At 69.2% G+C, this 22,247-nt stretch carries 18 protein-coding genes; 11 read left to right on the top strand and 7 right to left on the bottom strand.

Annotation, left to right across the window (positions count from 1 at the left end; translation table 11 throughout):
* Positions 1–10: 10 nt before the first annotated feature.
* Together ACIHCQ_RS02435 and ACIHCQ_RS02430 are read right to left on the bottom strand one after the other, a co-directional pair.
* Positions 11–1,162 carry a serine hydrolase domain-containing protein gene (locus ACIHCQ_RS02435; RefSeq protein WP_399656980.1) on the bottom strand — a complete coding sequence of 384 codons (1,152 nt, stop codon included), beginning with the start codon at positions 1,160–1,162 and terminating at the stop codon, positions 11–13.
* Positions 1,163–1,318: 156 nt separating this feature from the next.
* Entirely contained in the window at positions 1,319–2,230 is a 912-nt protein-coding gene (locus tag ACIHCQ_RS02430; protein ID WP_399656977.1) for a D-alanyl-D-alanine carboxypeptidase family protein, read from the bottom strand.
* A 255-nt stretch (positions 2,231–2,485) separates the two neighbouring features.
* Here ACIHCQ_RS02430 and ACIHCQ_RS02425 point away from each other — a divergent pair, with 255 nt between their 5' ends.
* Together ACIHCQ_RS02425 and ACIHCQ_RS02420 are read left to right on the top strand one after the other, a co-directional pair.
* A complete protein-coding gene (locus ACIHCQ_RS02425; protein WP_399656975.1) occupies positions 2,486–3,136 on the top strand; it encodes a GntR family transcriptional regulator in 651 nt (216 codons plus the stop codon).
* The gene (locus tag ACIHCQ_RS02420; protein WP_399656973.1) at positions 3,133–4,443 is read left to right on the top strand and encodes a nitrate/nitrite transporter; all 1,311 of its coding nucleotides are present in this window, start codon (positions 3,133–3,135) and stop codon (positions 4,441–4,443) included. The genes ACIHCQ_RS02425 and ACIHCQ_RS02420 overlap by 4 nt, the downstream gene beginning before the upstream one ends.
* 48 nt (positions 4,444–4,491) lie before the next feature.
* Here the strand turns inward: ACIHCQ_RS02420 and ACIHCQ_RS02415 are convergent, their stop codons facing one another.
* Positions 4,492–5,316, bottom strand: a complete 825-nt coding sequence (locus ACIHCQ_RS02415) for a maleylpyruvate isomerase family mycothiol-dependent enzyme (protein WP_399656971.1) — start codon at positions 5,314–5,316, stop codon at positions 4,492–4,494.
* A 164-nt stretch (positions 5,317–5,480) separates the two neighbouring features.
* Here ACIHCQ_RS02415 and ACIHCQ_RS02410 point away from each other — a divergent pair, with 164 nt between their 5' ends.
* Together ACIHCQ_RS02410 and ACIHCQ_RS02405 are read left to right on the top strand one after the other, a co-directional pair.
* On the top strand, positions 5,481–6,296 hold the full coding sequence (locus tag ACIHCQ_RS02410; RefSeq protein WP_399656969.1) for a carbon-nitrogen family hydrolase: 816 nt from the start codon (positions 5,481–5,483) through the stop codon (positions 6,294–6,296).
* Positions 6,297–6,595: 299 nt separating this feature from the next.
* The gene (locus ACIHCQ_RS02405) at positions 6,596–7,966 is read left to right on the top strand and encodes a polysaccharide lyase family 1 protein (RefSeq protein WP_399656967.1); all 1,371 of its coding nucleotides are present in this window, start codon (positions 6,596–6,598) and stop codon (positions 7,964–7,966) included.
* A 71-nt stretch (positions 7,967–8,037) separates the two neighbouring features.
* On the opposite strand, the gene ACIHCQ_RS02400 is transcribed toward ACIHCQ_RS02405, so the two are convergent.
* Positions 8,038–8,550: an LURP-one-related/scramblase family protein gene (locus ACIHCQ_RS02400; RefSeq protein WP_399656965.1), complete on the bottom strand. Its 513-nt coding sequence runs from the start codon at positions 8,548–8,550 to the stop codon at positions 8,038–8,040.
* Positions 8,551–8,590: 40 nt separating this feature from the next.
* Between ACIHCQ_RS02400 and ACIHCQ_RS02395 the strand changes: the two genes are divergently transcribed.
* A complete protein-coding gene (locus ACIHCQ_RS02395; RefSeq protein WP_399656963.1) occupies positions 8,591–10,360 on the top strand; it encodes an NHL domain-containing thioredoxin family protein in 1,770 nt (589 codons plus the stop codon).
* A gap of 128 nt (positions 10,361–10,488) precedes the next feature.
* Here the strand turns inward: ACIHCQ_RS02395 and ACIHCQ_RS02390 are convergent, their stop codons facing one another.
* Entirely contained in the window at positions 10,489–11,802 is a 1,314-nt protein-coding gene (locus tag ACIHCQ_RS02390) for a M18 family aminopeptidase (RefSeq protein ID WP_399656961.1), read from the bottom strand.
* An 80-nt stretch (positions 11,803–11,882) separates the two neighbouring features.
* Positions 11,883–13,724: an acyl-CoA dehydrogenase gene (locus tag ACIHCQ_RS02385; protein ID WP_399656959.1), complete on the bottom strand. Its 1,842-nt coding sequence runs from the start codon at positions 13,722–13,724 to the stop codon at positions 11,883–11,885.
* 130 nt (positions 13,725–13,854) lie between these two features.
* Here ACIHCQ_RS02385 and ACIHCQ_RS02380 point away from each other — a divergent pair, with 130 nt between their 5' ends.
* From ACIHCQ_RS02380 to ACIHCQ_RS02370, 3 genes are all read left to right on the top strand, one after another.
* A complete protein-coding gene (locus ACIHCQ_RS02380; RefSeq protein WP_399656957.1) occupies positions 13,855–14,313 on the top strand; it encodes an SseB family protein in 459 nt (152 codons plus the stop codon).
* A 129-nt stretch (positions 14,314–14,442) separates the two neighbouring features.
* Positions 14,443–15,396 carry a pirin family protein gene (locus ACIHCQ_RS02375; protein WP_399656955.1) on the top strand — a complete coding sequence of 318 codons (954 nt, stop codon included), beginning with the start codon at positions 14,443–14,445 and terminating at the stop codon, positions 15,394–15,396.
* A gap of 281 nt (positions 15,397–15,677) precedes the next feature.
* Complete coding sequence (locus ACIHCQ_RS02370; protein ID WP_399657578.1) at positions 15,678–16,751, top strand: AI-2E family transporter; 1,074 nt, start codon at positions 15,678–15,680, stop codon at positions 16,749–16,751.
* On the opposite strand, the gene ACIHCQ_RS02365 is transcribed toward ACIHCQ_RS02370, so the two are convergent.
* Complete coding sequence (locus tag ACIHCQ_RS02365; RefSeq protein ID WP_399656953.1) at positions 16,694–18,904, bottom strand: SpoIIE family protein phosphatase; 2,211 nt, start codon at positions 18,902–18,904, stop codon at positions 16,694–16,696. The genes ACIHCQ_RS02370 and ACIHCQ_RS02365 overlap by 58 nt on opposite strands.
* A 182-nt stretch (positions 18,905–19,086) precedes the next feature.
* Between ACIHCQ_RS02365 and aspS the strand changes: the two genes are divergently transcribed.
* From aspS to ACIHCQ_RS02350, 3 genes are all read left to right on the top strand, one after another.
* Positions 19,087–20,859 (top strand): aspartate--tRNA ligase, encoded by a 1,773-nt coding sequence (gene aspS, locus ACIHCQ_RS02360; RefSeq protein ID WP_399656951.1) that lies wholly within the window; start codon positions 19,087–19,089, stop codon positions 20,857–20,859.
* 147 nt (positions 20,860–21,006) lie between these two features.
* Entirely contained in the window at positions 21,007–21,177 is a 171-nt protein-coding gene (locus ACIHCQ_RS02355; protein ID WP_399656949.1) for a hypothetical protein, read from the top strand.
* Positions 21,178–21,238: 61 nt separating this feature from the next.
* The gene (locus ACIHCQ_RS02350; RefSeq protein WP_399656947.1) at positions 21,239–22,159 is read left to right on the top strand and encodes an intradiol ring-cleavage dioxygenase; all 921 of its coding nucleotides are present in this window, start codon (positions 21,239–21,241) and stop codon (positions 22,157–22,159) included.
* Positions 22,160–22,247: the final 88 nt, after the last annotated feature.

Genomic DNA, 22,247 nt, shown 5'->3' with positions numbered 1-22,247 from the left:
GGCTGACGGCTCAGGCGGCGTCCGCCGCGTACCGCCAGACGTCTTGCATCAGCGCGGGCGCGGACGGTCCGGTCATTTCCCGCTGGCTGAGCAGGATGGTCACCACCCCGGTGGACGGGGTGAGGTACGCCGTCGTTCCGGTGCCGCCGATCCAGCCGTAGCGTCCCGGCACATTCCACGGATGGACGGTCTCGATGTCGACCGAGCCGCCGAAACCCCAGCTCTGGCCCTCCAGGAACAACCCGCTGCCCTCCCTCTGCGACCGGGTCAGCTGATCGCTGGTCAGCTGCCGCACCGACGCGGGCGACAACAGCGGGCGGCCCTCGACGCTCCCCTCGGCCAGCAGTATTCGGGCGAAGGAGTGCAGGTCGTCCACCGTCGAGACCAGCCCGCCCGCACCGGACGGGAACGCGGGCAGGCTGCTCCACTGCCCGTCGGGGGCGTCGGCCGGCTCGATACGGCCCGCCGCATCGGACCGGTAGTAGCTCGTGAACCGGCCGCGCTTGCCGGCCGGTACGTCGAATCCGGTGTCGGCCATGGAGAGCGGCTCGAACAGCCGCTCCGCCAGAAACTCCGGCAGCGACTGTCCCGAGACCCTGGCGATCAGTACGCCGAGGATGTCGGAGCAGGTGTTGTACAGCCAGGCCTCGCCCGGCTGACGCAACAGCGGAATGCGGGACAGCGCCGCCATCCACGCGTCCGGCGGCGGGACGAGCCGCGGCTGCGGCGGTCCCTGCCTCAGCTCGCTGAGCAACGGCTGGAGCGCCGGCAGCGAGAAGTCGGACGGGAAGCCGTACCCGGCGCAGGAGGTCTGCAGATCGAACACGGTGATCGGCCGGGCGGCCGGGACCACGTCCTCGACGGGACTGGCCGGTGTGCGGACGACCACCGGCGACGCCAGCTCCGGCAGCCATGGCGCGACCGGGTCGTCCAGCGCGATACGGCCGTCCTCGACCAGCATCATGACCGCCGCGGCGACGATCGGTTTGGTGACCGAGGCGATGCGGAAAATCGAATCTCTGGCCATCGGGGCGGTGCCTTCGACGTCCGCGGAGCCGACGGCCTGCACCTCGACCCGGTCGCCGCGAGCCACCAGAGCCACCGCTCCGGGCACCGATCCATTGCTGACGTGCGCCTTCAGAGTGTCGTGCAGATTGTTCATCGGCTCCGCCTTCACGAGCGAGCGAGCGAGCGAGTGTGCTGTCAGAAGACAGACTCTCGCCGCCGCGCGGAATCATCGCCGGCCGGCCACCCGCTCAACGACAGACCGCCCTGTCCACGCACATCGTGGACAGGGCGGGTCGGGTCAGTCTCGCGATCAGTCCTGCTCGGCGCCCGCGGGCAGGCTCCGCAGCTGCATCGTCTTCGCGGTGGTCGAACCGAACCCGAAGTCGAGCAGCTTCGCCGCGTCCGTGTAGCGGGCGGCGCCGTTCAGGGTGACCCCGACGAACGTCTTGCCGTTACGAGTCGCCGCGAAGACCAGGCAGGGGCCCGCCGTGGTGCCGGTGCCGGTCTTGATGCCGATGGCGCCCTTGTACGAGCCCAGCAGCTGGTTCGTGTTGTACCAGGTGTACGTGCGCTTGGTGCCCTTGCTGGTCGTCGCCGTGGTCACGTACTTCGGCGCGGCGACGACCGTACGGAAGTTGACGTTCGTCATGGCGTACTGGGTGATCTTCGCCAGGTCGCGCGGCGACGTGTAGTTCTGGCCCGCCGCCGAGATGCCGTCGAAGGAGTCGAACTTGGTGTTCTTCAGGCCGAGCTGGGTGGCCTTCGCGTTCATCTTCCCGATGAACGACTTGACGCGCGCGGCGGGGGTGGTGCCCTTGCCGAGAAGCTCGGCGAGAGCGTACGACGCGTCACAGCCGGACGGCAGCATGGTGCCGTACAGCAGCTGACGGACAGTCACCTTGTCGCCGGTCTTCAGGTCCGCGGTGCTCGCGCCGTTCTTGACGACGTAGTCGCGATAGGCCTGCTTGACGGTCACCACGTGGTTCAGGTTGATGCCCTTGGTGGTGACCACCACCGCGGCCGTCATGATCTTCGTTGTGCTGGCCATCTGGCGCCGGGTGTCCGGGGTCTTGGTGTAGACCGCGGTGCCCGAGCTGTTGAGCAGTACAGCGCCCTTGCTCGCGATCGGCGGCACGGGGACGGCCGCCTGGGCCGGGGTGGCCAGCGGTGAGAGGGTCAGCAGCGCGCCGGTGGAGAGGGCGACCACGGCGGCTTTACGCACGCCCGGGAGGCTGGATATCAAGAGAAACGCTCCGAGTTCGAGTTCGCGAATGCATCGAATGCGTCGGAAAGGGACCGATGGGGACCGTTCGCGATAACGAGGTCCCGACACAAGACCGTTGAGCGCGCCAAAGGGATGTACGGAAGAGCGAAGAAATTGTGAACCCGTCTCCACAGACGTCCCGTGTCCGGGGGCGGTGTCCTGCATCGTGGACGCGGCCTTCTGATGCACTTGTCTTGTATCTAAGCTGTGCGCATGCCTGCCGCCGCTCCCACCGCTCCCGCCGCCGAACGCGTCTACACCCATATCAAGCAAGGCGTCCTCGACCGCCGTTACGAGGGCGGCACCCTCCTCACCGAAGGCGAACTGGCGGAAGCCGTCGGCGTATCCCGCACCCCCGTCCGCGAGGCGCTGCTCAAACTTGAGGTCGAAGGGCTGATCAAGCTTTACCCGAAGAAGGGCGCGCTCGTCCTCGCCGTGTCCGCGCAGGAAATCGCCGATGTCGTCGAGACCCGGCTGCTGGTCGAGGAGCACGCCGCCCGCAAGGCCGTGCCGGCCTCGCCGCGCCTGCTCGACCGGCTCGCGGAACTGCTGGAGCAGCAGAAGCGGCAGGGCGAGGCGGGAGACCTGGCCGCGGTCGCCGTCACCGACCGCTGTTTCCACGCCGAGATCGTGCGCAGCGGCGGCAACGAAATCCTCTCCCGCCTCTACGACCAGCTGCGCGACCGGCAGTTGCGGATGGGCGTCGCCGTCATGTACTCCCACCCCGACCGCATCACCAAGAACGTCGCCGAGCACAGCGAGATCCTCGAAGCCCTGCGCGCCGGGGACCCGGAGGCGGCAGCCGCCCTCGTCCACCGCCACGTCGGCTGGTTCAGCAACCTGGCGCGGGGCGAGGTCCGATGAGCGCCCCCAAGGCCTCCGCCATATCCCTGCCCGGGGATCCGCCCGGTGGCCGCCGCGCCGCCGCGGTCTGGGGCATCGGCGTCGCCGTCTACTTCGTCGCCGTCATCTTCCGTACGTCACTGGGCGTGGCCGGACTCGACGCCGCCGACCGCTTCGACATCAACGCCTCCGCCCTCTCCACGTTCTCCATCCTCCAACTGCTCGTCTACGCCGGGATGCAGATACCCGTCGGCCTGATGGTCGACCGCCTGGGCACGAAGAAGGTCCTCACCTTCGGCATAGTCCTGTTCACCGTGGGACAGCTGGGCTTCGCGCTCTCCCCCTCGTACGAGACGGCGCTCGCCTCCCGCGCGCTGCTCGGCTGCGGCGACGCGATGACCTTCATCAGCGTGCTGCGGCTCGGCTCCCGCTGGTTCCCCGCCCGGCGCGTGCCGCTCATCGGGCAGGTCGCCGCGCTCTTCGGAGTGGCGGGCAACCTCGTGTCGACCCTCGTCATCGCGCGGATGCTGCACGGCGTGGGCTGGACCGCGACCTTCGCGGGCAGCTCGGCGGCCGGTCTGGTCGTGCTGATACTGGTGTGGCTGTTCCTGAAGGACCATCCGGAGGGGCACGAGCCGCCGCCCGCCCACCACGCCGGCTCCGGTTTCGTACGGAAGCAGATCGCCGAATCCTGGCGGGAGCCCGGTACCCGGTTCGGGATGTGGGTGCACTTCACCACGCAGTTCCCCGCCATGATGTTCCTGCTGCTGTGGGGCATGCCCTTCCTCATCGAGGCGCAGGGACTGTCCCGGGAGACCGCGGGCGGGCTGCTGACGCTGGTGGTGCTCTCCAACATGGTGGTGGGGCTGGTGTACGGGCAGGTCATCGCCCGGCACCACACGGCCCGGGTGCCGCTCGCCCTCGGTACGGTCGGGGCGACGGCGCTGCTCTGGGCGGCTGTCGTCGCGTATCCGGGCGACCGGGCTCCGATGTGGCTGCTGGTCAGCCTCTGTGTGGTGCTCGGCTCGTGCGGGCCCGGGTCGATGATCGGGTTCGACTTCGCCCGGCCTGCCAATCCGCCCCGGCGGCAGGGGACGGCGTCGGGAATCGTCAATATAGGTGGTTTTACGGCGTCGATGGTGACGCTGCTGGCGGTCGGGCTGCTGCTGGACGCGACCGGCGGCAACTACCGGATCGCCTTCTCGTCGGTGTTCGTGCTGGAGGCGCTGGGGGTCGCGCAGATCCTGCGGCTGCGGAAGCGCACGGTGCGGCGGGAGCGGGAGCGGCTGGTGGCCAGCCGGGTGGAGGCCGTGCACGTTCCGGTATGACGTTGCCGGTGCCGTATTACGTTGCCGTACGACGTTGCCGTACGACGCTCAGGGTGTGACCGCGAACGCGCGCAGGATCGCCGCGGCCAGTTCGGGATCGCCGTCCACCTTGAGCCGGTCCGGTACCGCGGTGGCCCGTACCCGCCCGCAGGCCAGCCGGTAGAAGGTCTCCCAGTCCATGGCGAGCGTGACCAGCGGACCCAGGGACGGCGCGCCGTCGACCGAACCGCGGCCGTCCGCGTTCACCCGCACCGTACGGAGAAACTCGACCGGGCCGTGCACGTCAATGACGACAGCCGAACTCGCCGGAGCGCCCGCGTCCTTGGCGACCACCTTGGGCATGGCGTCCAGGAGAACGTCGCGCGCGACGTACGCACCGGGAGAGTCGAGGTTGCCCGGCTTGTTCAGGGCCATCCGCAGGTCCTGCTCATGGACCCAGATGTCGAAGGCGCGCCTCCGCATGGCGGCTTCCAGGGTCTCCTCGGCGCCGAGCGGGGCCCGGACCATGGTGTCGGGTCCGCGGGTCTCGTTGCGCAGCTGACGGTTCCGGCGGATGATCGTGTACTCCAGCTCGGAGGTCATCTCGGGCGCCGTGTGGTGTCGGCGCACATCGACCTGCATCTCCATGTAGCGGGCGAACTCACTCTGTACGTGATAGAGATCGCGCGGCAGCGTGTGGATGGGCCGTGGATCGCCCAGCATCTCGCAGTCCAGGCCGATGACGTGCGAAACAATGTCGCGCACGGACCAGCCCGGGCACGGCGTGGGACGGTTCCACTCGCCTTCGGCGAGAGGCTGCACCAGTTCTGTTATTGATTCGACGGAGTGGGTCCAGGCGTCGGCGTAGGTCTGGAGGCTGGGATGGACGGTCACGGGACCCCTCGGCGGTTCTGCGGTACGCGGGCTGGCGGCGGCTGACTGCTGGGCTGCGTGGGAGGCTCGGCAGCTAAGTTACGCTGCCCAGAGGCACCCCGGCAGGGCTTTCTACGACGATCGTAGGCCCGTGTTGACGGCTCGATTGCCAGGACGGTGGTAGTGTGCGCGCCTCACTCATCCAGATCGCAGTAGACCCGGACGAATCGGTTGACTCCCGCAGGCAGCGCGCCGCCGCGCTGGTACGGGCGCAGCGGGGGGCCGATCTGGTGGTACTCCCCGAACTGTGGCCGGTCGGGGCCTTCGCCTACGAGTCGTTCGCCGAGGAGGCGGAGTCGCCCACCGGACGTACGTACGAGGTGATGGCGAAGGCCGCGAGCGACGCCGGGGTCTGGCTGCACGCGGGCTCCATCGTGGAGAGGGACGCCGACTCCACCCTCTACAACACCTCCCTTGTCCTCTCCCCCACGGGCGATCTGGTCGCCACGTACCGGAAGATCCACCGCTTCGGCTTCGACAAGGGCGAGGCGGTGATGATGGGCGCGGGCGACCGGCTGGTGACGGTCCCGCTGCCCGGGACGGGGGAGTCGCCCGGACTCACTCTGGGTCTTGCCACCTGCTACGACCTGCGCTTCCCCGAGCTGTTCCGGGGCCTGGTGGACGCCGGCGCGCAGCTGTTCGTCATCTCCGCGGGCTGGCCCGCCCGCCGCGGCGAGCACTGGACGCTGCTGGCGCGCGCCCGCGCCGTGGAGAACCAGGCGTACGTCCTGGCCTGTGGCACGAGCGGCACGCACGCCGGGGTCGAGCAGGCCGGACACAGCATCGTGGTGGACCCCTGGGGCGAGGTCATCGCCGAGGCGGGCCCGGACGAAGAGGTGCTGAGCGTCGAACTGGACCCGGCGAAGGTGCCGGCGGTGCGGGAGCAGTTCCCGGTGCTCAAGGACCGCCTGCTGGGCATCGCGACGCCCTCTCGCCCCTAGGGCGTGTTGCGAAAGTCCCGCCTGGCCCGCGACGCCCGGCACGCACACTCGCTGCGTTGTCGGAATCACCCAAGTACGTCCAGTACGAGGATGATCCTCCGCCTTGCGATTGCACGCACCGGACGCCGCAGGCCCCGCCCTTCGGGCGGACGGCGCTACTTTCGCAACACGCCCTAGTACTACTTCTCGGTGGGCAACCTTTCCGTTCGCAGCGGCCACATAGAGGCAGGCGGAAGCCCTGGTTCCCCGGGGCTTCCTCCGCATCACGTGCTGCATTCGAACGATGTAAGGACACATCCGTGGCATCCCCCACCACTCACCGTCGGTCGACACGCCGACGGCGCACCGTCCTGATCTCGGCCGCCACCGTGGCCGCCGCAGGTCTCGGTGCGGGCCTGCTCGCCATGAACGCGAGCGCGGCCGTCGATCTGTCCCACCAGGTCCTCCCCGCGAAGGACGGCTGGGCGGCCGACGGCTCCGGCACCACCGGCGGTTCGAAGGCGGACTCCGCGCACGTTTTCACCGTCTCCACCCGGGCGGCGTTGATGAAGGCGCTCGGCGCGGACACCGACTCGACGCCGAAGATCATTCAGATCTCGGGGACGATCGACGCCAATACGAACGACGCCGGGAAGAAGGTGACCTGCGCGGACTACGCCGCCGGCACCGGTTACTCCCTGAGCGCCTACCTCAAGGCGTACGACCCCGCGACCTGGGGCAAGAAGCTGCCGTCGGGCACGCAGGAGCAGGCCCGCGACGCCGCCAAGGCGAAGCAGCAGAAGAACATCCAGTTCCGGGTGGGCTCGAACACCACCATCGTGGGTGTGCCGGGCAGTAACGCCGGGATCATCGGCGGCAATCTGCTGGTCCAGGACGTGAACAACGTCATCATCCGCAATCTGAACCTGAGCGCGACCGAGGACTGCTTCCCGCAGTGGGACCCGACCGACGGTTCCACCGGCAACTGGAACTCCGCGTACGACTCCGTGGGTCTGCGTGGCGCGACCCATGTGTGGGCGGACCACAACACCTTCAGCGACGCCCCGGCGTTCGACAGCGGCGGCAAGACGTACTTCGGCCGCCCGTACCAGGTCCACGACGGCGCCCTCGACATCACCAAGGGCTCCGACCTGGTGACCGTCGAGCGCAACCTGTTCAGCAGTCACGACAAGACGATGCTGATCGGCGCCAGCGACACCGACACCGACAGCGTCGGCAAGCTGCGTGTCTCGATCCACCACAACGTGTGGAAGGGCATCACCCAGCGCGTGCCGCTGGCCCGGATCGGCCAGGTCCACATCTACAACAACTACTTCGACACGACGCCGCTCAACGGCTACGCGGCCAAGTACACCATCGACTCCCGCGCGAAGGCCCAGGTGGTGGCGGAGCACAACTACTGGAAGCTGTCGTCCGACCGCAAGGTCGCGCAGCTGCTGAGTGGTGACGGCACGGGCTCGGTCGCGGGCGCCGGGAACGTCGTCAACGGGACGGCGACCGACCTGGTGGCCGCGTACAACGCCGCGAACTCGAAGAAGATGAAGACGACCGTCAACTGGACGCCCGTCAACACCGCCGGGCTCCAGACCTCGGCGGCGAAACTGCCGACGGAGCTGGCGAGCAGCACCGGCGCCGGTGTGCTCACCGCCTCCGGCACCACGGCCAAGTAAGCCAAGTAACCAAGTAAGCCAAGCAATACGCGCGGGGGTCCGGAACCGCGGGGTTCCGGACCCCCGGTCGCTCAGTCGCCGTCGCCCTCGACTGTGCCCTCGCGTTCCTTCTCCGCCATCCGGATCACACAGACCGCGATCGCGATCAGGAGTGCCGCGTCCGCGTCCTCCCGTACGACATTCACGGCGTACGTCTCCCGCACCCGGAACCACTGCCGGGAGATGTGCGCCAGCAGCTCCCCGTCGTACTCGACCGTGAACTCCCGGTCCAGGATCCGGCCGCTGACATCGAGCTCCGTGCCCTCGACAAGCGTCACGCGGTAGTGATTGCGCAGCAGCGACAGCCGCTTCTTGCGGATCGTGGCCAGCGTCTCGCCGTCCCGCTCGATGGTCATCGCGTCCCGCAGACTGAACAGCTTCTTGCGCAGGGTGATCAGCACCCGGCCGGCCGGATCCTTGAGCTCCAGGGTGTCGCGCAGGCGCAGCGCCTTGCCGTCGACCAGGAAGGCGTGCTGCCCGCGCTCGTCCTCGATCCAGTAATCGTCACCGATCGAGAAGAGCTTGTCGCGTACGAGGTATTTCATGGTGGAATGCGTACCCGCATGGGTGCGGTTGGATGGAGGTATGGCTACACGTGCACGCGTTCGGGCCCCCGAGCTGATCGGCAAGGGCGGCTGGATCAATACAGGCGATACCCAATACACCCTTGCTGACCTGCGAGGACGGATCGTCGTCCTCGATTTTTGGACATTTTGTTGTGTGAACTGTCTGCATGTCCTGGACGAGCTGCGAGAGCTTGAGGAGAAGCACCGCGACACGGTGGTGATCATCGGGGTCCACTCGCCGAAGTTCGTGCACGAAGCGGACCACCGGGCCGTCGTCGACGCCGTCGAGCGCTATCAGGTGCACCACCCGGTGCTGGACGACCCCGAGCTCGTCACCTGGAAGCAGTACGCCGTACGGGCCTGGCCCACGCTCGTCGTCATCGACCCCGAGGGTTATATCGTCGCCCAGCACGCGGGCGAGGGGCATGCTCACGCCATCGAGAAGCTGGTCGAGGAGCTGGAGGCCGAGCACGGCGCGAAGGGCACCCTGCGGCGCGGCGACGGGCCGTATGTCGCGCCCGAGCCTGTCGCGACCGATCTGCGCTTCCCCGGCAAGGCCGTCCTGCTGCCCTCCGGGAACTTCCTCGTCTCCGACTCCACCCGCGATCAGCTGGTCGAGCTGGAGCCGGACGGCGCCGCCGTCGTACGACGTACAGGTGAAGGAATACTCAACGAGCCGCAGGGGCTCGCGCTGCTGCCCGACGGGCGGGTGGCGGTCGCCGACACCGTGAACCACGCCATCCGTGCGTACGACCCTGGGACCGGCGCCCTGGAGACGCTCGCGGGCACCGGAAAGCAGTGGTGGCAGGGCGCGCCCACGAGCGGTCCCGCGCTCGATGTGGCCCTCTCCTCGCCGTGGGACGTGGCCTGGTGGGGTGACAAGCTGTGGATCGCGATGGCCGGCGTACACCAGCTGTGGACGTACGACCCGGCGAGCGGGACGGTCGAGGCCGCGGCCGGGACCACGAATGAAGGGCTTGTCGACGGGCCCGCGGCCGAGGCGTGGTTCGCGCAGCCCTCCGGGCTCGCCGCGACCGAGGACCGGCTGTGGATCGCCGATTCGGAGACCTCCTCGGTGCGCTGGATCGACCGTGACCTGGTGGTGCATACGGCCGTGGGCGCGGGGCTCTTCGACTTCGGGCACCGGGACGGCCCCGCCGGGCAGGCCCTGCTGCAGCATCCGCTGGGGGTCACCGCGCTGCCGGACGGTTCGGTCGCCATCAGCGACACGTACAACCACGCCCTGCGCCGCTACGACCCGGCGAGCGGCGAAGTGACCACGCTGGCCACCGATCTGCGGGAGCCGAGCGGGGCGGTGCTGGTCGGGGACGACATCGTGGTGGTGGAGTCGGCCAGGCACCGGCTGACGTGGCTGCGGCTGCCGGAGGAGGCTGTGCGCGTCGAGGCGGTCGCCCACCGCACGCAGCGCGCAGCCACCGAAGTCGCGCCGGGGAAGCTCCAGCTGGACGTGGTCTTCCAGGCCCCGGCGGGCCAGAAGCTCGACACCCGGTACGGGCCCTCGACGCGGCTGCTGGTCTCCTCGACGCCGCCCGGGCTGCTGATCGGGGGCGAGGGGGCGGGCACCGGCCTTTCGCGTGTGCTGGAGTTCGACCCGGCGGTGGCGGAGGGCGTCCTGCATGTCTCGGCGATGGCGGCGTCCTGCGACGACGATCCCGCGAACGAGTACCCGGCCTGCCATGTGCACCAGCAGGACTGGGGAGTTCCGGTACGCGTGAGCGAGGGCGGAGTGGCGAGGCTGCCGCTCGTACTGGCCGGGATGGACGCGTAGCCGCGAGCTCCGGTAGCTGGGCCCGGGCCCGTGTCGGGGGCGCTGCCCCCTCACCCTCCCCCTACGCCCTGGCGGGCGTGGGGGGACCCCCAGCTCCTCAATCGCCGGAGGGGCTGAAAGTGTCGGGCTCAGCCCTCCAGGAACGCCACCAGCGCGTTCGCCAGCAGATACGGGTCGTCCGCGCCGCACAGCTCGCGCGCGCTGTGCATCGACAGGATCGCGACCCCGATGTCGACCGTCTGGATGCCGTGCCGCGCGGCGGTGATCGGGCCGATCGTCGTGCCGCACGGCATCGCGTTGTTCGACACGAACGTCTGCCACGGCACCCCGGCCCGCTCGCAGGCCGCCGCGAACACCGCCCGGCCGCTGCCGTCGGTCGCGTACCGCTGGTTCACATTGACCTTGAGGATCGGGCCGCCGTTCGCCCGCGGGTGGTGCGTGGGGTCGTGCCGCTCACCGTAGTTGGGGTGCACGGCGTGGCCGGTGTCGGAGGACAGGCAGACCGTCCCGGCGAAGGCGCGCGCCCGGTCCTCGAAGGAGCCGCCGCGCGCGTACACCGACCGCTCCAGCACCGAGCCGAGCAGCGGCCCGTCCGCGCCGGTGTCCGACTGGGAGCCGTTCTCCTCGTGGTCGAAGGCGGCGAGCACCGGGATGTACGGAAGATTCCGGTCCGGGTCCCCGTCGGCGACCGCCACCGCCGCGAGCGCCGCCGTCGCCGCGTGGACGGACAGCAGATTGTCCATCCGGGGCCCGGCCAGGAGCTCCCTGTCCCGGCCCAGATAGGCGGGCGGCTCGATGGCGTGCACCATCAGGTCCCAGCCGGTGACCTCGCCCTCCTCGATCCCCGACTCCTGCTCCAGGAAGCGGATCAGATCGCCCTCCGCGACCTCGCCGAGTCCCCAGATCGGCTGCATGTGCTTCTGGCGGTCGAGCTTCAGCCCGTCGTTGGCCTGCCGGTCGAGGTGGATCGCCAGCTGCGGTACGCGCAGCAGCGGCCGGTCCACGTTCACCAGCCGGTGCGAGCCGTCGCGCAGGGAAAGCCGCCCGGCCAGCCCCAGATCGCGGTCGAGCCAGGTGTTGAGCAGCGTCCCGCCGTACACCTCGACGGCGATCTGCCGCCAGCCGTACGAACCGGTGTCCGGCAGCGGCTTCACCCGCAGATTCGGCGAGTCGGTGTGCGCGCCGACGATCCGGAACGGCGTATGGGGCTGGGTGCCCTCGGGCACGTACCAGGCGACGATCGCGCCGCCGCGCAGCACATATCTGCCGCCGGTCGTCCCCTCCCAGGCGTCCGTCTCCTGCACCTGCCGGAAACCGGCCTTCTCCAGCCGTTCGGCGGCGGCGGCCACCGCGTGGTACGGGGACGGGCCGGCCGCCAGGAAGGACATCAGGTCGTCGGTGTGGCCGCGATCGAAGCGTGCGGCGGCCGTATCGCTGCTCATGGGTTCACTTTAACGAGACGGACGGCAGCGGCCCGCCCCGGCAAGGGGCGGGCCGCAGACCAGCACTCAAGGCAGGGTTGCTAGAACGCCGCCTCGTCCAGGTCCATCAGCGAGGCGTCGACGGTCTCGGCGAGCGCGCGCGCCGCCGAGACGCCCGGCAGCACATTCGCGGCGAAGAACTTCGCCGCCGCGATCTTGCCCTGGTAGAACGGCACATCCTTGGCGGGCACCGCCTTGGCGGACGCCGCCTCCAGCTTCTCCGCCGCGACGGCCGCGCCGCGCAGCAGCAGGTAGCCGACGACCACATCGCCCGAGGCCATCAGCAGGCGGGTGGTGTTGAGGCCCACCTTGTAGATGTTCTTGACGTCCTCGCCGGTGGCGATGAGGTCGTTCGTCATCGTGCCGACGATCGCCTCCAGGTCCACCGCCGCCTTGGCCAGCGCGTCGCGGGCCGGGGCCAGCTCCTCGCCGCCCGTGGAGACCGCCAGGAACTTCTTGATTTCCTCGGAGAGGGTGTTGAGCGCCTGGCCCTGGTCGCGGACGATCTTCCGGAAGAAGTAGTCCTGTCCCTGGATCGCCGTCGTCCCCTCGTACAGGGTGTCGATCTTGGCGTCCCGGATGTACTGCTCGATCGGGTACTCCTGCAGATAGCCGGAGCCGCCGAGCGTCTGGAGCGACTGGGCGAGCAGCTCGTACGACTTCTCGGAGCCGTAGCCCTTCACGATCGGGAGCAGCAGGTCGTTCAGCGCGACGAGCGCCTTGGTGTCCTCGCCCTCGGCCTCCTTGACGGCGATGTCGTCCTGGACGGAGGCGGTGTAGAGGACGAGGGCGCGCATGCCCTCCACGTACGCCTTCTGCGTCATCAGCGAGCGGCGTACGTCGGGGTGGTGGGTGATGGTGACCTTCGGCGCGGTCTTGTCCGCGAAGTTCACCAGGTCCTGGCCCTGGACGCGCTCCTTGGCGTACTCCAGGGCGTTGAGGTAGCCGGTGGAGAGGGCGGCTATCGCCTTGGTGCCGACCATCATCCGGGCGAACTCGATGATCATGAACATCTGGCGGATGCCGTCGTGCTTGTCGCCGATCAGCCAGCCCTTGGCGGGGCCCTGGTCGCCGAAGGTCAGCTCGCAGGTGTTGGAGGCCTTGAGCCCCATCTTGTGCTCGACGTTCGTGGCGTAGACGCCGTTGCGCTCGCCCAGCTCGCCGGTCTCCCAGTCGAAGTGGAACTTCGGTACGAGGAAGAGCGACAGGCCCTTGGTGCCGGGGCCGTGGCCCTCGGGGCGGGCCAGTACGTAATGAAGGATGTTCTCGGAGAGGTCGTGCTCACCGGAGGTGATGAAGCGCTTCACGCCCTCGATGTGCCAGGAGCCGTCGTCCTGCTGGACGGCCTTGGAGCGGCCCGCGCCGACGTCCGAACCGGCGTCCGGCTCGGTGAGGACCATGGTGGAGCCCCACTGCTTCTCCACGGCGATCTCGGCGATCTTCTTCTGGACCTCATTGCCCTCCTCGAAGAGGAGGCCGGCGAAGGCCGGGCCCGAGGAGTACATCCAGATGGCCGGGTTGGCGCCGAGCAGCAGCTCCGCGTAACCCCAGATCAGGGAGCGCGGGGAAGTCGTGCCGCCGATCTCCTCGGGCAGGCCGAGCCGCCAGTACTCGGAGTCCATGAAGGCGTCGTAGCTCTTCTTGAAGGACGCGGGCACAGGGGCGGTGTGGGTGGCCGGATCGAAGACCGGGGGGTTGCGGTCGGTGTCCGCGTAGGACTCGGCGAGCTCGTTCTCGGCGAGGCGGGCGACCTCGGCGAGGATGGTCCTGGCGGTGTCGGCGTCCATCTCCGCGAACGGGCCGGTGCCGTACAGCTTGTCGCGTCCGAGGACCTCGAAGAGGTTGAACTCGATGTCGCGGAGATTGGACTTGTAGTGCCCCATGGCGACGGCTCCGTAAGGATCGGGAGGGGATTGTTCATCCATATACCAGTAAGTAGCTCCGATGATGCTACCCGTCGGTAATAAGATGCAACCCCTAATGGGTCATCTGTGACTCAGTACTCTTGCGGGCATGTACGGCTACGACCAGAATCCGGGCGCTCAGCAACAGCAGCAGCAGTATGTACCGCAGCAGCCCTCGTACGGGGAGCAGCCGCTGTACCCCGAGCCGTCGCCTCCCTCGCTCGCGGACGCGGTGCGGGCCTTCACCACCGGGTCGCTGTCCGCGGAGGACTTCCAGCAGATCTTCGCGACCTCGAAGGTCTACTGCCCGCGCGGTGACAACCCCGGCTTCCTGGCGTTGCACAACACCCAGCAGCCGGTGATCCCGATGTTCACCTCGCTCAAGGAACTGCGCAGATACGCGGGCAAGGAGTCCAAGTACTTCGTGATCACCGGGGCCGAGGTGATCGACCTGCTGCCGACCGGGTACGGCTTCGTCCTCGACATGGAGGGCGACCACCGGATGGTCTTCGACGCGAAGGCCGTGGAGCAGATGGTCGACTTCGCGATGCGGCGCATGTACGGCTGATGGCCGACTGACGGCCGCTGGGCGGCTCAGGTGCGGAACCCGGAGGGAATGTCCTCCGGGTTCCTTCTGTTGTGCGGGTGGCGTGAAGTTCAGTATTCAACTAAACTGTGCCGCACCAGGAGGTACGTAATGCCCGCAGTGACTGTCGAGAACCCGCTCACTCTGCCGCGCGTCTCCGCGCCGGCCGAGGCGGTGCCGCGCCCCGTGCTCGCCGTGAGTACGGCACAGGGAGGCTTCGAGGGGGAAGGATTCCCGGTGCGCCGCGCGTTCGCCGGGATCAACTACCAGTACCTCGACCCGTTCATCATGATGGACCAGATGGGCGAGGTGGAGTACGCGCCGGGCGAGCCGAAGGGCACCCCGTGGCATCCGCACCGGGGCTTCGAGACCGTCACGTACCTGATCGACGGAACCTTCGTCCACCAGGACAGCAACGGCGGCGGCGGAACCATCCGCAACGGCGACACCCAGTGGATGACGGCGGGCTCCGGGCTGCTGCACATCGAGGCGCCGCCGGAGTCGCTCGTCGTGTCCGGCGGGCTCTTCCACGGGCTCCAGCTGTGGGTGAACCTGCCCGCGAGCGACAAGATGATGGCCCCCCGCTACCAGGACATCCGCGGCGGCGAGGTCCAGCTGCTGACCTCGCCCGACGGCGGCGCGCTGCTGCGCGTCATCGCGGGTGGCCTCGGCGGACACGAGGGCCCCGGCGTCACGCACACCCCGATCACGATGATCCACGCGACGCTGCGGCCGGGGGCGGAGGTCACGCTGCCGTGGCGCGAGGACTTCAACGGCCTGGCGTACGTCATGGCGGGGCGCGGCGCGGTCGGTGCGGAGCGCCGTCCGGTCGGCACGGGTCAGACCGTGGTGTTCGGCGCGGGCGGTTCGCTGACGGTGCGGGCGGACGAGTCCCAGGACTCGAACACCCCGGATCTGGAGGTCGTGCTGCTGGGCGGACGGCCGATCCGGGAGCCGATGGCGCACTATGGGCCATTTGTGATGAACAGTCGCGCGGAGTTGCAGCAGGCGTTTGACGACTTTCAGGCGGGGCGCCTGGGAACGGTTCCGGCGGACCGCGCCTGAGGGTCCAAGGGGCTTCGCCCCCTGGACCCCCTGGACCCCCGTACCGCCCTTCGGGCGGTGTCCTCAATCTCCCCCTACGCCCTGAGGGCGTGGGGGGACCCCCAGACGGGCTTGAATTGCCGGGCAATTCAAGCCTCGCCGGCGATTGAGGCGCGGGGTTCGGGGCGGAGCCCCGACAAGGGCCCGAGGGCAGCGCCCCCGGGCCGGGACACCCGGCTGGGGTATCCCAGCAGGCCGCCCGCCCACCACCGTGGTCCCGTGGGACCGTGCAGAGTTCCGAGCTGCCGCTCCTTCCCCTCGTCGCCCGGCGGATCGCCGCCTGGTGCGGCGTCGTGCTGCTTGTCGCGGGCGTGGTCGCCATTGGGATCTGGCTCTGTGGCGTCTTCAGGACCGCCGTTACGCCCGTACTCCTCGCGATCCTGGGGACGGCCCTCCTCGGGCCCCTGCACCGGCGGCTCGTACGGATGAAGATGCACCGGTCGCTCGCCGCCGGGCTCACCTGCGTCGCCGTCCTGGCCGTCGCGGGCGGGGCCACGTACATCGTCGTCAGCGCGCTGATCGAGACCGGCGATCAGATCGTCGCCTCCGTACGGCAGGCCGCCAGGGATCTCTCCCGACGGTTCGGGGCCGCCGGGACCTCGCTGGACGACATCGCGGCCAATGCGAAGGAACTGCTCGGCAGGTTCGGCGGGACCGCCGCGTCCGGGGTGGTCAGCGGGTTGAGCGTGGTGGGCGAGATGCTCGCCACCGCCGTGCTGGCGCTGCTGCTCATCTTTTTCTTCCTGCGGGACTCGCACAAGGCCGTCGGCGCCCTCCGCTCCCTCGCGCCCCCCGCGACCGGAGACGCCGTCGAGGCCGTGGGGCGGCGCGCCTTCGAGGCGGTCGAGGGGTTCATGCGCGGGACCACCTTCATCGCGCTCATCGACGCCATCTGCATCACCGCCGGGCTGCTGATCCTGCGCGTCCCCGGCGCCGTCGGGCTCGGCGCGCTCGTCTTCGTCGGGGCGTACATCCCGTACCTCGGCGCCTTCATCTCCGGCACCGTCGCCATCCTCGTCGCGCTCGCCGACCGCGGCTTCGTGATCGCGCTCTGGGCGCTGGGGGTGGTGCTGGCCGTGCAGGTGCTGGAGGGGCATGTGCTCCAGCCCGTGATCCAGAGCCGTACGGTGCAGATGCACCCCGTCGTCGTGATGCTGGCGATCACGGCGGGGGCGGGGGTGGCGGGGATTCTCGGGATGCTCCTCGCCGTACCGCTCACGGCTGCGGCTTTCGGCGTGCTCGGCGAGCTGCGGACGCGCTACTCCGCGACGACTTCGGCTTCCACCTCCCCGTCCCCGTCCCCGTCCGACTCGTAGAGCTCGAACCAGATCGACTTCCCCTGGCCCCGCGGATCCACCCCCCACGCGTCCGCCAGTATTTCCATCAGCATCAGCCCCCGCCCCGACGACGCCATCTCGCCGGGCCGCCGCGTGTGCGGCAGCTCGTCGCTCGCGTCCGTGACCTCGACGCGCAGCCGATGCCGCACAGCTTCGTCCTTCACCTGGCTCACCTCGGCCACCAGCAGCGCGTCGCCGTCCGTGTGGACCAGCACATTGGTGACCATCTCGGAGACCAGCAGCACCGCCGAGTAGACCTTCTCCTCGTCGGTCCAGTCGTGCAGCAGCTCCCGCACCTGCTGCCGGGTGGACGCGACCCGCTCCGGCTCGGCCTGCGCCACGCTTATCGCCGTACGCCGCGGGGCCTCGCGCGTGGGCATCCCGTCCCGGCGGAGCAGCAGTACCGCGATGTCGTCCTCGCGCCGGTCCACGAGCGGGCCGGTGGTGTAGTGCGAACGGGGACCGTGCACGGCCTGTACGAGCGTGTCGGCGAGCTCCTCCAGGCGGCCCTGGGTGCCTTCCGCATACTGGCCGTACTCCGCGCCGTACTCAGCGCCGTCCTCCTCTGCGTACTCCTCCTCCACGTACTCTTCGAGGACCGTCCGCAGCCGCGCCCAGCCCGTGTCGAGATCGTGGCCGCCGGTCTCCAGCAGCCCGTCCGTGCAGATCATCATCGTCTCGCCGGGCTCCAGCACGAACCGGGTCGTCGGGTAGTCCGTGTCCGCTTCGATGCCCAGCGGCAGCCCGCCCGCCGTGGGCCGCAGCAGCACCGTGCCGTCGGACATTCGCACCGCCGGCTCCGGGTGGCCCGCCCGCGCGAGCTCGACCTGTCCGGTGGCCGGTTCGACCTCCAGGTAGAGGCAGGTCGCGAAGCGCGGGCTGGTGTGGTCGCCTTCCTCGTACGTATCGGTGATGCCGTGCAGAAAGCGCGAGGCGCGGGAGAGCACCGCGTCCGGCCGGTGCCCCTCGGAGGCGTACGCGCGCAGAGCGATCCGCAGCTGCCCCATGAGCCCGGCGGCACGCACATCGTGGCCCTGCACGTCGCCGATGACCAGGGCGAATCTGTCTCTCCCGGGCAGCGGGATCATGTCGTACCAGTCGCCGCCGACCTGAAGCCCGCCGCCGGTCGGGATGTACCGCGCGGCCACCGACATCCCCGGAATCTCCGGGCCGAGGGTCGGCATCATCGAGCGCTGCAGGCCGAGCGAGAGCTCGCGCTCCGACTCGGCGGTCCCGGCGCGCGCGAGCGCCTGCGCCAGCATCCGGGCGACCGTCGTCAGGACGGACCGTTCGTCCGGGGTGAAGCCGACCGGGTGCTTGAACGCCGCCAGCCACGCGCCCATCGTGCGCCCGGCGACGACCAGCGGCAGGAAGGCCCAGGACTGGCGGCCGAAGCGCTGCGCGAGCGGCCAGGTGCCGGGGTAGCGGCGGCGGTACTCCGCCGGGCTCGGCAGGTAGCACGCCCGTCCGGTGCGTACGACCTCGGCGGCCGGATAGTCCGCGTCCAGCCGCATGTCCGTGAAGGGGCCGTCGTCGCCCGCGCTGTGGCCGTGGTGGCCGATGATCGTGAGCCGGTCGCCCGACACGCCGAAGACGGCGAGGCCGTCCGGCGAGAAACCGGGCATGGACAGGGACGCGGCGACCCGCAGCACCTCCGAGGTGGAGCGTGCCTCGGCCAGGGCCCGGCCGGCGTCGAGCAGGAACGCCTCGCGGGAGCGGCGCCAGTCGCCGGTGATGTGGCTCTGGCCGGTGGTCGTGCCCGGCTGGGGCTCGGCGACCTCCTGGATCATGCCGACGAGTACATAGTCGCCATTGCGGATGGACGGTTTGGAGCGGCTGCGTACGGTACGCAGGACGTGCCCGGCCTCGTCGACGACCCGCAGCCGGACCTCGGCGACGGTCCCTTCCGCGGTCGCGAGGGTGACGATTCCGTTTATCTCGTTCCAGTCGACCGGGTGGAAACGGGAGCGCACGGTGGATTCGTGGAACTCGGCCTCCCCGTTGGCGAGGGGCGGGTCGAAGGGGAGGTCGAGCAGCCGGGTGGCCTCCGCGTCGAGCGTGACCGTCCCGGTTGCGTTGTCCCACCGCCACAGGCCGGTCGCGATCGCTGCCAGGATGTCCTCGGTGCGCATTGCCTTACTTTATTCCGGTCTTCCGCGCCGCTGCCTGCCAAACCGAAGGTGCGATGCCGGTGAACGGCAGTGAATGGCGATGGCATGCATATGTCAATAAGTCAAACATGGGCCGGGCGGTAACCTTGCAAGCGTTGTGCTCCTCTGCCCACCCCCGAATCGCTAAGACTGGATGAACGACGATGCATCGGTACAGGTCCCACACCTGCGGCGAGCTCCGCGCCTCTGACGTCTCCACCGACGTCCGGCTGAGCGGCTGGCTGCACAATCGGCGAGACCTGGGCGGCATCCTCTTCATCGATCTGCGCGACCACTACGGCATCACGCAGCTGGTCGCCCGCCCCGGCACCCCCGCCAACGAGGCGCTCTCCAAACTGACCAAGGAGACCGTCGTACGGGTCGACGGCCAGGTCTCGGCGCGCGGCGCGGAGAACGTCAACCCGGACCTGCCGACGGGCGAGATCGAGATCGAGGTCTCCGAGGTCGAGGTGCTGGGCGCGGCGGGACCGCTGCCCTTCACCGTCAACACCGAGGACGGGGTGAACGAGGAGCGGCGGCTGGAGTACCGCTTCCTCGACCTGCGCCGCGAGCGCATGCACCGCAACATCATGCTGCGTACGGCCGTGATCTCGGCGATGCGGCACAAGATGACGGCGCTGGGCTTCAACGAGATGGCCACGCCGATTCTGACGGCGACCTCGCCGGAGGGCGCACGTGACTTCGTGGTCCCCTCCCGGCTGAACCCCGGCAAGTTCTACGCGCTGCCGCAGGCTCCGCAGCAGTTCAAGCAGCTGCTGATGGTCTCGGGCTTCGACCGGTACTTCCAGATCGCGCCCTGCTTCCGCGACGAGGACGCGCGCGCCGACCGCTCGCCGGGCGAGTTCTACCAGCTCGACGTCGAGATGAGCTTTGTCGAGCAGGAGGACGTCTTCCGGCCGATCGAGCAGCTGATGACGGAACTCTTCGAGGAGTTCGGCGGTGGCCGCCACGTCACCTCGCCCTTCACGCGGATCCCGTTCCGTGAGGCGATCGTGAAGTACGGCACCGACAAGCCGGACCTGCGCGCGCAGCTGGAGCTCGTCGACATCTCGGACGTCTTCGAGGGCTCGGAGTTCAAGGCCTTCGCGGGCAAGCACGTACGGGCGCTGCCGGTGCCGGACACGGCGGGCCAGTCGCGGAAGTTCTTCGACGGGCTCGGCGACTTCGCCGTCGAGCACGGCGCGAAGGGCCTGGCCTGGGTGCGCGTCGGCCCGGAGGGAGCACTTACGGGGCCGATCGCCAAGTTCCTCACCGAGGAGAACGTCAAGGTCCTGACGGAGCGGCTCTCGCTGGCTCCCGGCCACGCGATCTTCTTCGGCGCGGGCGAGTTCGAAGAGGTTTCGAAGATCATGGCGGCGGTCCGCGTCGAGGCGGCTCGCCGGGCGGGCCACTTCGAGGACGGCGTCTTCCGCTTCTGCTGGATCGTCGACTTCCCGATGTACGAGGCGGACGCGGAGACCGGCAAGATCGACTTCTCGCACAACCCGTTCTCGATGCCGCAGGGCGGGATGGCGGACCTGGAGACGAAGGACCCGCTGGACATCCTCGCCTGGCAGTACGACATCGTCTGCAACGGCATCGAGCTGTCGTCGGGCGCGATCCGTAACCACGAGCCCGAGCTGATGATCAAGGCGTTCGAGATCGCCGGGTACGAGCGCGAGACGGTGGAGCACGAGTTCGCGGGCATGCTGAAGGCGTTCCGCCTGGGCGCCCCGCCGCACGGCGGCATCGCGCCGGGCGTGGACCGGATCGTGATGCTGCTGGCGGACGAGCCGAACATCCGGGAGACGATCGCCTTCCCGCTGAACGGCAACGCGCAGGACCTGATGATGAACGCGCCGAGCGAGCTGGACGAGTCGCGGCTGCGGGAGCTGAACATCGCGCTGCGGAAGCCGGTCGCGAAGTCGGGCGAGTAGTAGTACGGGTAGTGATCGGGGGAGGGCCCTCGTACGGTTCGGCAGCTGCCGCGCGGTACGAGGGCCTTCTCTATTCTTCACGCTGTGGGTGGTGATACATCACCAGTGACCATCACGCTTCCGACTGGCCAAGTGGAAGCGGAGGCCGTGGCCCAGTGTTTGCGGGGCGAGCTGGTCGACCAGGAGCTGGAGCGGCACGAGCGGGAGTACGGCGCGTTCACCGAGGAGGAAATCGCCCAGGCCCGCGCCGAAATCTACGGGCTCATTCAACAGCAGCCCACAGACTCCTCTCAGCTCCCTGCCAGGTTCGGCACCTAGCGTCCTGGACATGACAGAAACCCAAGGACAGGGACCCCAAGGGCCTGCTCACAAAAAGAACATGACGCGGCGTCGGCTCATCGTCGCAGGCGGGGCGGCAGCAGCGGCGATCGGCGCCGGCGGCGCGGTGGTCAGTACGGCCTCGGCGGGCCAGAGTGCGGGGAAGACCCCTGCGGCGGCCGGTGCTTCCGGCGAGGTGTGTTACCGGCTCGCCTCGGAGACCACCGAGGGCCCGTACTACATCGACGCGGACAAGATCCGCAAGGACATCACCGAGGGCAAGGAGGGCATCCCGATGACCCTCCGCCTGAAGGTGATCGACTCGGACACCTGCAAGCCGCTGCGGAACGCGGCCGTCGACATCTGGCACTGCGACGCGCTGGGCCTCTACTCCGGGTACGAGGACTTGAGCGGCGGTGGCGGTGGCGGCGGAGGCACTCCGCCGACCGGCACCCCGTCGGACATGCCGTCGGGAGCCCCGACCGGTTCCCCGCCGCCAGGCGGTGGCGGAGGCGGCCACCAGGAGCCGACCGACGACAAGCGCTACCTGCGCGGCACCCAGGTCACCGACAAGAGCGGTTTCGTGGAGTTCAAGACGATCTTCCCGGGCTGGTACCAGGGCCGTTGCGTGCACATCCACACCAAGGTGCACGTCGAGGGCAAGCTGACGGACACCGGCTACGAGGGCGGCCACGCCTGCCACACCGGCCAGCTCTTCTTCGCCGAGACGGCGGTGCTGGACTCCGCGAAGGTCGCGCCGTACAACACGGAGACCACGGTACGGACGACTCTGGACGAGGACACGATCTATCCGGGCAACGGCGCGGAAGGCGGCCTGCTCACCCTGAAGTACAAGAAGGGCCAGATCGCCAGGGGCGTCCACGCGTCGCTGACGCTGGGCGTCGACCCGGACCTGACGAACGAGGGCACGGGCGGCGAGGTGCAGCCGGGGGCCTCGGCCTCGACTTCGGCCGGCTCGTGACGTACGCGTAGCAGTCGGCTGGGCCCGGAATCGCCAGTGGTTCCGGGCCCAAACCTCGTGATCAGGCAGTGGGTCATGGTCAGCCCGG

The organism is Streptomyces sp. NPDC052236 (assembly GCF_044548015.1).
Lineage (GTDB): Bacteria > Actinomycetota > Actinomycetes > Streptomycetales > Streptomycetaceae > Streptomyces.
This window is presented reverse-complemented; position numbering and strand designations above follow the sequence as displayed.